Source organism: Leifsonia sp. P73, from assembly GCF_051059105.1.
Taxonomy (GTDB): Bacteria; Actinomycetota; Actinomycetes; order Actinomycetales; family Microbacteriaceae; genus Leifsonia.
This window is the reverse complement of the sequence record NZ_CP194931.1, coordinates 1613737-1626713: the sequence shown is the minus strand read 5'-3', so window position 1 is coordinate 1626713 and position 12977 is coordinate 1613737. Positions and strand designations below refer to the sequence as shown.

Below are 12977 nucleotides of genomic sequence, written 5' to 3'. Positions count from 1 at the left end.
GCTTTGCCGCGCCGTTTCACAACATTCGGCACGAATGGCCCGGGCCCCCGGTCCTTCACACCTCGAAGTACAACTCCGTATGCAGCTTGCACCCCGGATTGAACCGCGCCCCGCACTCCGGGCACGAGTCGGCCTCCAGATAATCCGCGATCGTCAGCGTCGCCGTGCACACCCCGCACAGCACCGCCCGCTCGCCGCGCTCCGCGACCGGCCACTGCCGCGCCGGATGTCCCGCGGTCTCCGCATGGCACGCGTGGCACGGGTAGTACTCGCCGCAGCACGCGAACCGGATCGCGATCACGTCGAGCGGTGTCCGGTAGTGGATGCAGCGCGTCTGGTCGTCCACCGTGGGGCCGAGCACGCGCGGGCCGCCGCTCATCGCACGCCTCGTGCCGTCAACGCGTCGCCCAGTTCGTCCGCGTGCTTGAACGCCATCACCAGGAACGGCACCGCGAACGCCCGCAGCCCTGCCCGGGCGCCCCGCGCGCGCTGAGCGTCGCGCACGTCCCGCGCCAGCCCTGCGAGCACCGGCACTGTGCTGAGCGTCACCGTCAGCAGCAGAGCGGTCCGCGCCGGGTCGACCCGCAGTGCCGCGAGGGGTCGGAGGCCGCGCTCGACGGCGTCCAGGAGGTCGGCGACCCGCGTCGTCAGGACCAGCAGCGCGGCGAGCACGACCGCGGACGTCACGCGCGCGGTGTTCGCGACCGCGGGCTCCGGGCCGAGGAAGAGGAGCTGGCCGGCGAGGGTGATCACGATCACCCAGCGTACGGCGAGCACCTGACGGGCGAGCTCGCGCATCCCGAGCGCCCCGTCGCCGAGGCCCGCGAGCGCGTACGCGACCACCGGCAGCGCTGCGGCGACCGCGGCCGCGATCCAGGTGGACGGCAGCAGCGACACCCCGAGCACCGCCGCGAGAACCAGCAGCAGCTTGGGACCGGCCGGCATCCGGTGCAGCGGTCCCGTCCCCGGGCGGTAGAGCGTCAGCACGGGAGGCTCCCCTCCGCGAGCAGGCGCTCGTACGCCGCCACCACGTCCCCCGGCGAGCCGATCGCGGTCACCGCGCCGCCGGCGAAGAGCACCGCCGTGTCGCAGCGCGCGGCTAGCGCCAGGTCGTGGGTGACCAGGACCAGCCGGTGGCCGGCGTCCTCCAGCAGGTGGTCGGAGACGCGCCGGGCGTTGCGGGCGTCCAGGTAGGCGGTCGGCTCGTCCGCGATCACGAGCTCCGGCCGCCGCACGAACGCACCGCACAGCGCGAGGAGCTGCTTCTGGCCGCCGGACAGGTCGTGGGAGGGCCGGTCCGCCAGCTCGGTCAGCCCGAATCGTTCGAGGGCGTCGGCGACCCGCGCCGCCGTGGCCTCCCGCCCGAGCCGGTCGGCGCGGAGCGAGAAGGCGACGTCCTCCGCGACGGTCGGCATGATGATCTGCGCGTCCGGGTTGCTGAAGACGACCGCGATCCGCCGCCGCAGTTCGGCGGCCTGGCGGGCGGGGTCGAGCCCGAGGATGCGCAGCTCGCCGGCGGAGGCCGCGACCAGCCCGCCGAGGAGGCGCGCGAAGGTGGACTTCCCCGACCCGTTCTCGCCGATCACCGCGACGGTGCGGGCGTCGAGATCGAGGGTGACGTCGTGGAGGACGTCGACGTCGCCGAGGCGGACCCCGACGCCGTCGAGGCGGAGGGCGTTCATCGCACCACCTCGAACACGGCCGCCACACCCAGCCCGCCGCCGACCGACGCCGCGGCGACCCCGAGCGTCCCCGTCGGCGCCCCGCCGCGCACGAGCCGGCTGAACAGCCGCACCACGGCCACGGCGCCGCTTGCGCCCCACGGATGGCCGAGCGCCAGCGCGCCGCCGTCGGCGCAGACCCGGGGGTCGTCCTCCGCGACGCCGATGCGCTCCAGCACCGCGATGCTCTGCGACGCGAACGCCTCCACGAGCTCGAACGCCGCGACCTCCCGAGCAGTGACGCCCGCCTGCGCGAGCGCGGAGAGGATCGCCGGCGCCGCGCCGATCCCGGGCAGCGCGGGGTCGCAGCCGACGACCGCGCCCGCCCGCACCGCGAGCCCGGGCGCGGCGCCCGCCGGGGCCACGACGACCGCCGCAGCGCCGTCGCCGATCCGGGTCGAGGTCCCAGCCGAGAGCACGCCCCCGGGAAACAGCGCAGGCAGCCGGGAGAGCAGCCGCTCGGCCCCGCCGATCGCGTCGTCCCGGTCGAGCCCGGCCAGCGGCACCAGTTCGTCCGCGAACCGCCCACCGGCCAGTGCGGCGCGCGCCCGCTCGTGGCTGCGCGCGGCGTGCGCGTCGAGCCGCGACCGCGGGATGCCGTCGTGCGAGGCCAGGTCCTCCGCGGCCCGGACCATGTCGGGATCGGGGAAGCCCTCCGGCGCGAACGGCGCCCGGTCGTACGCGACCCCGTCGATCGAACGGACGGGCGCGGTGGAGGCGCTCTCCACGCCGCCCGCGAGCCGCGGCCTCCGGCCGCCCGCCCGGATCGCGGCGGCGGCGTCGAGGATCGCGGCCAGCCCGCTGCCGCACTGCCGGTCGACGGTGCCGCCCGGGATCGCGGGGTCCAGCCCCGCGGCGAGGGCCGCCACGCGCGCGGGGTTTCCGCCGGGGCCCATGCAGTTGCCGAGCAGGACGTCCGCGACCTCGACCGGCGCGCCCGTCGCGGTCGCCGCATCGGCCAGGGCCGCGCGGAGTACCGGGGCGGCCAGCTCCTCCACGCGCAGGCGCGCGAGGGCACGCCCGCGGGTGCCGATGGGGGTGCGGCGGGCGGCGACGATGACGGGGGTCTCAGTGTTCAATCGCCCGCACCTCCCCCTCCAGCACCCGCCGCACGGCCTCCGCACGCGCCGGCTTCCCGGTCGCGGTCCGCGGCAGCTCAGCAGCGTACCAGCGCCGGGGACGGTGGGCAGGCGCGAGGCGTTCGGCGGCGGCCGCCCGCAGCTCGGCCAGCGGTGGGAGGCTGCCGTCCGGTTCCACGAGCGCGGCGACGAGTGCGCCGACACGGCCGGTCGGGAGGCCGAACACCACCGCGTCGCGCACGCCGGGCATCGAGCGCAGCGCGGCCTCCACCTCGTCCGGCACGATCGTGGCGGACGCGCTGAGGATCGCGTCGTCCGCGCGGCCCAGCATGCGGACGCGCTCGCCGCCGTCCGCCGTGCGCACGAGCTCTGCGCGGTCGCCGACCGTCGCCCAGGCCCCGTCGCGGCGCAGCGGGCCGGGCGCGCCGGCGTAGCCGTGGGCCACGTACGGTGAGCGCACCCACAGCTCGCCGTCACGCACGCGCACCTCCACTCCCGGGAACGGCACCAGCCCGTCGCCGTGGTCGAGGGCCACGAAGGACAGCTCCGCCGCTCCGTAGTAGGCGGTCACGCGCATCCCCGCCGCCTCGGCCCTCGCCCGGAGCGCGGGGTCGAGGTGCGAGCCGCCGACCAGCGCGGACCGGATGCCGGGCGCAGCGCCCGACTCCAGCAGCCGCCGCAGCGACTCGGGGGTGCCGTGGAAGCAGTCGGCGGCCGTGCCGTCGAGCACAGGCCGCGGGCCGCCGTCGAGCGCGTGCGCGAGCGAGAACAGGGACAGCGACGACGACGCGGGCGCCGGGAGGGCGACCGCCCGTCCGCCGCCCAGCAACTCCGCCACCGCCGCGAACGACGACGCCCACGACGCGTGGCTGCGCAGGACGATCCGTGGCGTCCCGCTGCTGCCGGAGGTCAGGGTCGCCCAGCCGATCCGGCCGGACCCGTCGGGGCCCTCCAGGTCGGCGCGCGACGCCGCGTCCACGGCCGCGGCCAGGTGCGAAGCCGGACGCCGGCCGTCGATCACGAGCGGGACGTCGCCGGCCGACCGCGCCTCCCGGAGCAGCTCCAGGAGGGCGGGGTCGTCGTCGCGCAGCGGGACGATCCGACTCATGCGGCGGGAGCGTCGTCCCGACGACGAGCCGGAGTCCAGGTGCGCCGGAACGCGCGCGGGTACGCGCGGACCAGCGTCGCCACGATCGCGGTCGCGAGCACCGCCTTGATGAGGTCGCCCGGCAGGAAGCCGAGGCTGAGGAACGCGGTCTGGCCGAGCGGCAGCCGCGTGACGAAGCTCTGCACCGGGATGCCGAACGCGTACACGACGCCGATGCCGCCCACCACGATACCGACGAACGTGCGCCAGACGACGGGCTTGCGGTGGCCCGGGTGGACGATGAGGCCGATGACGGCGGCGCCGACGATCCAGCCCACAAGGTAGCCGGCCGAGGCCCCGACGAACACGCCGAGACCGCCGCGTCCGCCGGCCAGGAGGGGGAGCCCGGCGGCGACAAGGGCGAGCAGCACGGCCATCGAGAGCGCGCCGAGCCACGGTCCGAGCAGCGCGCCCGCGAGCATGACGCCGAGCGTCTGCGCCGTGATCGGCACCGCGCCGAACACGGTGAAGCCGCCGGGGAGGCCGAGCACGGCGACGATCGCGGCGACGACGGCGACGCGCGCGATGTCGGTCGCGTCGAGGCCGCGGCGGGCGGGGCGGACGGCCGCGGGCCGGGAGGCCGCGCTCTCGGCCGTCGCGGGAGTGGCGGGGGTGGTGCGGGGGGAGTCGGTCATCGGTTTTCCTTCACCTGAACACTGTTCACCTGAACAGCGTTCACTATAGTGAAACCGTGACCGGAAACGAAAGCGCACGCAGACACAGCCGCGACGACGTGGCCGAGACGGCCCTCCGTATCCTCGACGACTACGGTCTCCCCGACCTCACCATGCGCCGCCTCGCCGCCGCGCTCGACGTGCAGCCCAGCGCCCTCTACTGGCACTTCCCGAACAAGCAGACCCTCCTGGCCGAGCTCGCCGACCGCATCGTCGGCCGCGCCGCCGTCACCCCGGCCGACGTCTCATGGCCCGACCGGGTGCGCGCCGAGTCCGCCGCGCTCCGCGACGCGCTGCTCGCCTACCGCGACGGCGCGGAGGTCGTCGCCAGCACCGCCGCGCTCGGCCTGGGCGCGGCCCCGGCCCAGCAGCGACTGGAGGCCGCCGTCCGCTCGGGAGGCTTCGACGCCGAGACCGCCGGCCGCGCCGCCACCGCGCTCCTGCACTTCGTGCTCGGTCACGTCTCCCACGAGCAGCAGCGGATGCAGTTCGACAGCATCGGCGTGCTCGCGACGGGGGAGGCCGCCGACCCGCTCGACGAGGGGGACTCCGCCGCCGCCTTCGCGTTCGGGGTGGGACTCCTCGTGGGCGGCCTCCAGCGCCTCGCGCCCGACGGGGACGCTTCGGAGGGCGCGGGAGCTAGTCGCTCCCGAACGTGACCTTCCACCCGCCGACCACGTTGGTCGCCAGGTTGAACAGCGCGGCGAAGATCGCCCCGAGCGAGGACACGACGATGACCTCCAGCAGCGACACCACGAGCGTGAACGTCATCACGTTGCCGAAGGTCAGCCCGGCGACGAGCGCGGCGCCCTGTGCGCCCGCGATGCTCTCCAGGAACGTCGTCATCGAGCCCACCAGCCCGACCTTGTCGAGCACCGACCAGCCGAGCAGGGTGAGCACGACGGTCACGGCCGCGAGGACGATGCTGATCAGGAACGACATCTTCAGCGCGGACCAGAAGTCGATGTAGACGAGGCGCATCGTCGCGCGCTTCTTCTGCTTCGTCCGTGCCGACATCGGCGACCTCCCCGGTGGTGCTGCTCTCGACCCGCTCGCGCGGATCCCCCATCGGGCGATTCTAACCGACACGCCCGAGGGAACCCCGTCAGCGACGGGGCGGCGAAACAAACCGATCGACCGGTTATGCATGTAATATGGCCGGTGCGGGGGCGAACGCCCGACCGACGTACACGTCGCAACGGCGACCACTGGGGGGATGTCGGTCGGGCGGGTCCCGGAGCGGGCTCAGCCCTCCACGACGAGGTCGGGCAGCGCCCGCAGCGCGTCCAGCCGCCCGTCCGCCGCGATCCCCGGCAGCAGCACGATCCACAGCTCCCGGATGCGCTGCAGCAGGTCCGCGCGCCCGGTCAGCGTCGCCGACACGAGTTGTACCCCCGTGAATGCGGGCGACAGCAGGTGCGCGAACATCCCGGGATCCAGGCGCTCCGAGACGTCGCCCTCGTCGATCGCCTTCCTGATCAGCTCCTCGATCGCGCGGAACCAGTCCTCGTACGGCTCGACGATCGCCTGCTCGGCCGTCCCGACGTCGGTGGTCAGCCGGATGCCGGCCTGAACCACCGGGTCCTCCAGGAGCTGCCGTCCGAGGCTCCGGCAGAGCAGCACGAGCGACTCCAGCGCCGGCCGGCCCTCCGCCAGGATCGCGGTGGAGGCCTCCATCGTGCGCCGGTGCTGCTCGGCGATCACCGCGAGCGCCAGCTCGTCCTTGGACGCGAAGTGGAAGTACAGCGCGCCCTTCGTGAGCCCGGCCGACGTGGCGATGTCGGAGATGGAGGCCAGCCCGTAGCCGCGCGCGCCGAAGACCTCGGCCGCACCCCGGAGGATGGCGTCGCGGGTGGCGAGGGCGCGAGACTGCGTGACCATGACCTGAACACAGTAGTGCGGCCGACCTCTGTGATGGATGCATGAATCCGGGGTGGATGCGTGATCGGCCCAGACGCGACGCGCGCCCGCGGAGTAGCGTGAGCGCTATCCGCAGCCGGATCACCCGTCGCAGCCACGCCGACAGAGGAGGACGCCGCATGACCACCGTCGCCGACACCATCGTCGAGATCATCCGGGACGCGGGAGTGAAGCGCGTCTACGGCATCCCCGGCGACTCGCTCAACGGCTTCACCGACGCGCTGCGCCGCGCGGGCGACATCACCTGGGAGCACGTGCGGCACGAGGAGGCCGCGGCGTTCGCGGCGGCGGCGGAGGCCGCGCTCACCGGCGAGCTGGCCGTCTGCGCCGGGAGCTGCGGCCCCGGCAACCTCCACCTCATCAACGGGCTCTTCGACGCCAACCGCAGCCGGGTGCCCGTGCTCGCGATCGCCGCGCAGATCCCCGGGCCCGAGATCGGCAGCACCTACTTCCAGGAGACCCACCCGCAGGAGCTGTTCCGGGAGGCCTCGGTCTACACCGAGCTCGTCAGCCTGCCGGAGCAGCTGCCCCGCGTGCTGGAGATCGCGATGCGCACGGCCATCGAGCGCCGCGGGGTCGCCGTGGTCGTGATCCCGGGCGAGATCTTCCTCGCGGACAGCGTCGGCCGTAAGCCGTCGGCGCCGATCCTCTACTCGCCGCGCGTGACCCGGCCGACCGACGGCGAGCTACAGGCCGCCGCCGACATCCTGAACGCCGCGAAGAAGGTCACGATCCTCGCGGGCGCCGGCGTCGAGGGCGCCCACCCGCAGCTCATCGACATCGCAGGAGCGCTCCGGGCCCCCGTCGTGCACGCGATGCGCGGCAAGGAGTTCGTGGAGTACGACAACCCCTACGACGTGGGCATGACCGGCCTGCTCGGCTTCTCCTCCGGCTACCGGGCGATGGAGTCCTGCGACGCCCTGCTCATGCTCGGCACCGACTTCCCCTACCAGCAGTTCTACCCGTCCAAGGCGAAGATCATCCAGGTGGACATCCGCGGCGAGAACCTCGGCCGGCGCACGCCGATCGACCTCGGCCTGGTCGGCAGCGTGAAGGACACGGTGGAGGCGCTCCTCCCGCTCCTGGCGGACCGGAAGGACACGAAGCACCTCGACGCGTCCCGCTCGCACTACCTGAAGGCGCGCAAGAGCCTGGACGAGCTGGCCGTCAACGACCGCAACCGCACGCCCATCCATCCGCAGTACGTCGCGCGGCTGATCAGCGAGCTCTCCAGCGAGGACGCGGTGTTCATCCCGGACGTCGGCTCGCCCGTGGTCTGGGCGGCCCGTTACCTGCGGATGAACGGCTCACGCCGGCTGATCGGCTCGTTCAACCACGGCAGCATGGCCAACGCCCTGTCGCAGTCGATCGGCGCGCAGGCGGCGTTCCCGGGACGGCAGGTGATCGCGCTGGCGGGCGACGGCGGCCTCGCGATGCTGATGGGCGAGCTGCTGACGCTGGTGCAGCGGAAGCTGCCGGTCACGATCGTCGTCTTCAACAACTCCTCGCTGAACTTCGTGGAGGTCGAGATGAAGGCCGCGGGCTTCGTGAACTTCGGCACTGGCCTGGAGAACCCGGACTTCTCCCGCGTCGCGCAGGCGATCGGCATCCACGGCCAGCGGGTCGAGAAGCCGGACGAGCTGGAGAGCGCCCTCCGCACCGCGTTCGCGCACGACGGCCCCGCCCTGGTGGACGTGGTGACCGCCCGCCAGGAGCTGAGCATCCCGCCCGCCATCACCGCCGAGCAAGTCAAGGGCTTCACCCTGTACGCGCTCCGCACCATCATGTCCGGCCGCGGCGACGAACTCATCGACCTCGCCGACACCAACGTCTTCCGCCGCCTCTTCGACTAGCCACGCAGCCAACAATCCCGGAGTTGTGTACGCGACACGCCGTGCGCGGCCGTACACAACTCCGGGATTGTTGGCTGCTGGGTCAGTTGATGCAGACGGTGCTGGAGTAGTTGGTGGTGGGGCCTGAGTGCGTGGGGGCCGGGGCGGGGGCGGCGGGGGCCGCGGGGCCGGTGGCGGCGGCGCCGGGCGCGGTCGGCATCAGACCGTCCTCGCCGAGGACGACGGTGACGTTCTTGACGCTGCCGGTCTCCTGCACGGCGGCGCCCGGGAGCAGCGCCGCGACGGCCTTGGCCTGCGACTCCTGGCCGGACGGGTACTGGATGGTCGTCGTCTGCTGGGAGCTCGCGTCGCCGGCCGTGCCGGTCTTGAAGCCCGCTGCCTTGAACGTCTGCGTCGCCGTGCCCGCCGCGCCGTTCATGCTGCCGCCGTTGAGCACGGTGACCTTCGTGTCGGACGGTTTGGCCGCCGTCGCACCGTCGTAGGCGGACGGCGTGCCCGTCAGGCTCTTGACGAACGCCGGCATAGCGGCGGTGTCCACCTGCACGATCGACAGGTCCGAGCCGTCGACCGTGATGGTCGGCGTGCCGGAGATCGGGATGGTCGCCGACTGGATCTTGCCGCCGGTGAGGCCCTGCAGCTGCGCTGCGAGCTGGAGGAAGTTGAGCCCGGGGTCGGTCTCCAGCGAGCCGCTGATCGCGTCGAGGGCGCTCGTGAGCTTGCTCGGGTTCAGCAGGGTCCCCGCGGACAGGAACTTGTGCGCCTCCACCGACAGGAAATACTGCTGGCGCACGACGCGGTCGAGGTCGCCGCGCGGGAGGCCGTGCCGCTGCCGCACGAACGACAGCGCCTGCTGCGCGTCGAGCGTCGAGACGCCCGCCGGGAAGTTCGCGCCGGAGTACGGATCGTTCACCGCGTTGTTCAGGCACACCTGCACCGGCCCGAGGGCCTTCGCGATCGTGTAGAAGCCGAGCAGTGACACGCGCACGTAGTGGTCGATCGACAGCCCGGTGAGGTTCTGCACCGTCTGGATGAGCAGCTTGGCGCCGCTGGTCGGGTCGCTGCCGCCGTTGCCGAGCGAGAACGCCGAGTTGAGCTTGTTCATCCCGTGGCCGGGCACGTTCACCCAGGAGTCGCGGGGGAGGGAGACGAGGGTCGCCGACTTCCCGTTGGCCGGGATGTGCAGGATCATCATCGTGTCCGTGTTGGTGCCGCCGCCGTCGGCGGTGGTGCTGAGCTGGTTCAGCTCCGCCTGCGTCGCGTTGTCCGGGCGGTGGTCGTCGCCGACGAGCAGGATGTTCTGGTCGGCGCCGTCGACGTCGCTGCCGGTCTTGTTGATGACGTCGACGTGGTTCACGCCGCCGACGAAGCGGAAGTAGCTGTAGGCGGCATAACCGCCGAGCACGACGAGGAGCACGGCCAGCCCGGCCGCGGTCCAGGCGATGATGCGCTTGGCGCGTCGGCGCTTCCTCGGGGGCTTGCCGCCGCCCGCGCCGCCGGAACCGTCGCCGCCGTCGCCGGCACCGCTGTCGCCGAAGCCGCCGTCCGCGCGGCCCGGGTCCGGCGAGCCGGACAGTCCGAACAGGTCGAAGGGCGCGCCGGCGGCACCCGCCGCGACGCCCGCACCCGCGGCGCCCGCCGCGGCGCCCGCTCCCGCAACCCCTGCAGCCCGAGCGCCGCCGTTGCGCCCGGAGGGCACACCGCTGGCCGGCCGCGTCGCCCGCACCGGCCGGCGCGGGTCGGCTGCGGGCACGCGTCCGAAGACCTCGGTCGGCGGCTCGGGACGGTCGTCCCGGCCGGCTCCGGAGTCACCTGAGGGATAGTTCGGGCGTCGCACACCATGACGCTAGAGGGTGCGGACTGCGAACAGCCTGGTTTCGGGCGGTGTTCCGGTGGAATGACCAGCGGATCAGCGAGGAGTTCTCAGCATGCTCACGGCCACGAGGTCATGCGCGCTGCGAGAACCCTCATGCATCCGGTCGGGAGGGTACGTCTCCTGCCGCCATGGCGTCGGTCATCCGCGTGGAGATCCCGAGCAGCTCGTCCTGCTGCTCCGGCGTGAGCGCGTCGAAGAGGATGCGGCGGATGGTCGCGGTGTGCTTCGGCAGCGCCCGCACGACGACGCGGCGGCCGTCGCCGCTGAGCCGGATCCAGCTGGCGCGCCGGTCCTCCGCGCAGTCCTCGCGCTCGACCAGGCCCCGGCCCTCCATGCGGGTGACCTGGTGGGAGACGCGGCTCTTCTCCCAGCCGGTCAGCTCCACCAGGTCGCGCACGCGCAGCCGTCGCCCGGGCGACCGCACCAGCGCCATGAGCACCTCCAGCTCGGAGATGGAGATGCCGTCGTCTCGCTGGAGCTGGGCGTCCAGGGTGCGGTCGAAACCGCGCCGCATCAAGTAGAACGCGTGGAAGAGCTCCGCTTCGGCAGCGCTCAGCTTGCGCGGATCGGGTCGGGTACGCGCGATCGGCATACGTCATCCTTGCACGCGCCCACGACAGAGCGCTGTGGCGCCGGGCCTCAGTGCGCGAGCTGCTCCAGGAAGACGACGAGCACGCCGAGCGCCACGATGCCCACGAGCACGATCAGCTGCTTCCACCCGGCGATCCCGGTGCGGGACACCGCGATGCGCGCGATCACCGCGAGCGACGCGATGAGGGCGGTGATGGCGATCACGACGGCGGTCCGCGCCTGCATCCAGCCGAGCATCGCCGCGGCGAGCACGAGCACCGGGATGACGATGACCGTGAGCGCCCGGGAGGCGACGGCCAGCAGGTGCCGGAACTCCCGCGCCGTGGGGAGGGTGTTGTGCACGATCATGTGCGAGACCAGGTCGGAGGCGAGGCCGGCGAGCAGCACGCCGACCACGGAGATGACGAGCGTCCAGAGCACCGTGGGCGAGTCGAGGTGCTCGCCGTGCGCGTTGAGCGCCATCAGGATCGCGAGCGCCGTGAACGTCACGTAGATGCGCTCCCGGAGCCGGTCGCCGGCCTCCCGGCGCTCCTGCTCGGTGGCGTCGGCGGGCAGATGAGCGTCGTCGGGAGCGCGCCGGTCTGACATGGGTCGAGCCTAGCGGGCACGGGAATACCGGCGGGAGGGCGCGGGTTCCCGAAAGGTGACACGTCATCTAACTAGGAAGGCTGACATGACCAGGATCGCCATCATCATCGGGAGCACGCGCCCCGGCCGCAACGGGGAGTCCGTCGCCCGCTGGGTGCTGGAGCACGCCGAGAAGCGCGACGGCGCCGAGTACGAGCTCGTCGACCTCGCCGAGTGGAACCTCCCGCACCTCGACGAGCCGATGCCCGCCGCGATGGGCCAGTACGCCAACGACCACACCAAGGCGTGGGCGGCCAAGATCGCCGAGTTCGACGGCTACCTCTTCGTGACGCCCGAGTACAACCACAGCACCTCCGGCGTGCTCAAGAACGCGATCGACTTCGTCGGGGCCGAGTGGTTCAACAAGGCGGCCGGCTTCGTCAGCTACGGCGTCTTCGGCGGCGCCCGCGCGGTCGAGCACCTGCGGCTCGTGCTCTCGCAGCTCCAGGTCGCGACGGTCAGCGCGTTCGTCGGCCTGAGCCTCCAGCACGACTTCGAGAACTGGTCGCTCAATCCGACCGCCGCTCAGGAGGCCGGCCTGACCCCGCTCTTCGACCAGCTCGAGTCGTGGTCGGGCGCGCTCGCCACCGTGCGCGCTGAAAGCGACGCCGACGTCTCCGAGGACGCCGCCGCCTAACCCACACCATCGAGGGGCACGTTGTTGTCACTTCCGAGCCCGGAAAGTGACAACGACGTGCCCTCGCGCGCGCTCAGGTCTGGCAGACGGGGCAGAAGTACGTCACCCGCTTCTCCAGCTCGGTGCGGCCGAGCTCCCCTCGCCGGATGAGCGCGCTGCAGCGCAGGCACGGCTTCCCGTCGCGGCCGTACACCCAGGTGTTGCGGCCGCGACGGGTGTCGCCGGTCGTCACGCGCACGGTGCGGTCGCGGTTGGCGACGAGCATCCGACGCGCCAGGTCGACGGTGGCCGGGAGGTCGGCCTCCCGCACCGGACGCGTCGGCAGCATCCCGCGCACGAAGCACAGCTCGTTGGCGTAGACGTTGCCGATGCCCGCGAGGTTCCGCTGGTCGAGCAGCGCGACCGCGATCGGGGTGTCCGGCTGCTCGGCCAGCCGGCGCAGGGCCTCCGCGGCGTCCCAGTCCGGGCCGAGCAGATCAGGGCCGAGGTGGCCGACGACGGCATCCTCTTGCGACCGGGGCACCACTTCCAGGATGCCGAGCTGGAAGCCGACCGCCTGCGTCTCGGCGGTCTGCAGCACCACACGCGCCTGGAACCCGGGATGCCGCCACCGTCCGCCGGGCGGGTACACCTCCCACGAGCCCTCCATCTTGAGGTGGCTGTGGATGGTCTGGTCGCCGACCCGGATCAGCAGGTGCTTGCCGCGGCTGACCACCTCGTCGACGTGCCGGCCGCTGAGGTCGACGGTCGCGTACTGCGGCACCCGGAAGTCCGTCTCGGTCAGCAGCCGGCCCTGCAGCGCACGGCGCAGGCGCGCGGCCGTCTGGTAGACGGTGTCACCCTCGGGCATCGGTC

General features: G+C 73.0%; 15 protein-coding genes. 3 read left to right on the top strand and 12 right to left on the bottom strand.

Annotation, left to right across the window (positions count from 1 at the left end; translation table 11 throughout):
- Positions 1 to 55 precede the first annotated feature (55 nt).
- From ACQ86L_RS08270 to ACQ86L_RS08245, 6 genes are read right to left on the bottom strand one after another with little or no spacing between them, the layout of a single operon-like run.
- The gene (locus ACQ86L_RS08270) at positions 56 to 379 is read right to left on the bottom strand and encodes a CHY zinc finger protein (RefSeq protein WP_434318444.1); all 324 of its coding nucleotides are present in this window, start codon (positions 377 to 379) and stop codon (positions 56 to 58) included.
- Positions 376 to 987, bottom strand: coding sequence for a CbiQ family ECF transporter T component (locus ACQ86L_RS08265; RefSeq protein WP_434318443.1), 612 nt, complete (start codon positions 985 to 987; stop codon positions 376 to 378). The genes ACQ86L_RS08270 and ACQ86L_RS08265 overlap by 4 nt, the downstream gene beginning before the upstream one ends.
- Positions 981 to 1682: an energy-coupling factor ABC transporter ATP-binding protein gene (locus tag ACQ86L_RS08260; RefSeq protein ID WP_434318442.1), complete on the bottom strand. Its 702-nt coding sequence runs from the start codon at positions 1680 to 1682 to the stop codon at positions 981 to 983. Before ACQ86L_RS08260 ends, ACQ86L_RS08265 begins: the two co-directional genes overlap by 7 nt.
- Positions 1679 to 2800, bottom strand: a complete 1122-nt coding sequence (locus tag ACQ86L_RS08255) for a thiolase family protein (protein WP_434318441.1) — start codon at positions 2798 to 2800, stop codon at positions 1679 to 1681. Before ACQ86L_RS08255 ends, ACQ86L_RS08260 begins: the two co-directional genes overlap by 4 nt.
- Positions 2790 to 3908, bottom strand: a complete 1119-nt coding sequence (locus ACQ86L_RS08250) for an AMP-binding protein (protein ID WP_434318440.1) — start codon at positions 3906 to 3908, stop codon at positions 2790 to 2792. Before ACQ86L_RS08250 ends, ACQ86L_RS08255 begins: the two co-directional genes overlap by 11 nt.
- Positions 3905 to 4582, bottom strand: coding sequence for a biotin transporter BioY (locus tag ACQ86L_RS08245; protein ID WP_434318439.1), 678 nt, complete (start codon positions 4580 to 4582; stop codon positions 3905 to 3907). The genes ACQ86L_RS08250 and ACQ86L_RS08245 overlap by 4 nt, the downstream gene beginning before the upstream one ends.
- 56 nt (positions 4583 to 4638) lie before the next feature.
- Here ACQ86L_RS08245 and ACQ86L_RS08240 point away from each other — a divergent pair, with 56 nt between their 5' ends.
- Positions 4639 to 5280 (top strand): TetR/AcrR family transcriptional regulator C-terminal domain-containing protein, encoded by a 642-nt coding sequence (locus ACQ86L_RS08240; protein ID WP_434318438.1) that lies wholly within the window; start codon positions 4639 to 4641, stop codon positions 5278 to 5280.
- Here the strand turns inward: ACQ86L_RS08240 and ACQ86L_RS08235 are convergent.
- A complete protein-coding gene (locus tag ACQ86L_RS08235; protein ID WP_434318437.1) occupies positions 5261 to 5638 on the bottom strand; it encodes a DUF3566 domain-containing protein in 378 nt (125 codons plus the stop codon). The genes ACQ86L_RS08240 and ACQ86L_RS08235 overlap by 20 nt on opposite strands.
- 228 nt (positions 5639 to 5866) lie before the next feature.
- The gene (locus tag ACQ86L_RS08230; RefSeq protein WP_434318436.1) at positions 5867 to 6502 is read right to left on the bottom strand and encodes a ScbR family autoregulator-binding transcription factor; all 636 of its coding nucleotides are present in this window, start codon (positions 6500 to 6502) and stop codon (positions 5867 to 5869) included.
- Positions 6503 to 6660: 158 nt separating this feature from the next.
- On the opposite strand from ACQ86L_RS08230, the gene poxB reads away from it, so the two are divergent.
- Positions 6661 to 8394, top strand: a complete 1734-nt coding sequence (gene poxB, locus ACQ86L_RS08225) for a ubiquinone-dependent pyruvate dehydrogenase (protein ID WP_434318435.1) — start codon at positions 6661 to 6663, stop codon at positions 8392 to 8394.
- A gap of 82 nt (positions 8395 to 8476) precedes the next feature.
- On the opposite strand, the gene ACQ86L_RS08220 is transcribed toward poxB, so the two are convergent.
- The 3 genes from ACQ86L_RS08220 to ACQ86L_RS08210 form a co-directional block, all read right to left on the bottom strand.
- Positions 8477 to 10228, bottom strand: a complete 1752-nt coding sequence (locus ACQ86L_RS08220; RefSeq protein ID WP_434318434.1) for an LCP family protein — start codon at positions 10226 to 10228, stop codon at positions 8477 to 8479.
- A gap of 130 nt (positions 10229 to 10358) precedes the next feature.
- Complete coding sequence (locus ACQ86L_RS08215; RefSeq protein WP_434318433.1) at positions 10359 to 10859, bottom strand: MarR family winged helix-turn-helix transcriptional regulator; 501 nt, start codon at positions 10857 to 10859, stop codon at positions 10359 to 10361.
- Between the two features lie 47 nt (positions 10860 to 10906).
- Positions 10907 to 11446 (bottom strand): hypothetical protein, encoded by a 540-nt coding sequence (locus ACQ86L_RS08210; protein WP_434318432.1) that lies wholly within the window; start codon positions 11444 to 11446, stop codon positions 10907 to 10909.
- 85 nt (positions 11447 to 11531) lie between these two features.
- Here ACQ86L_RS08210 and ACQ86L_RS08205 point away from each other — a divergent pair, with 85 nt between their 5' ends.
- The gene (locus ACQ86L_RS08205) at positions 11532 to 12122 is read left to right on the top strand and encodes an NADPH-dependent FMN reductase (RefSeq protein WP_434318431.1); all 591 of its coding nucleotides are present in this window, start codon (positions 11532 to 11534) and stop codon (positions 12120 to 12122) included.
- A 73-nt stretch (positions 12123 to 12195) separates the two neighbouring features.
- Here the strand turns inward: ACQ86L_RS08205 and ACQ86L_RS08200 are convergent, their stop codons facing one another.
- Complete coding sequence (locus ACQ86L_RS08200) at positions 12196 to 12972, bottom strand: DNA-formamidopyrimidine glycosylase family protein (protein ID WP_434318430.1); 777 nt, start codon at positions 12970 to 12972, stop codon at positions 12196 to 12198.
- Positions 12973 to 12977 lie beyond the last annotated feature (5 nt).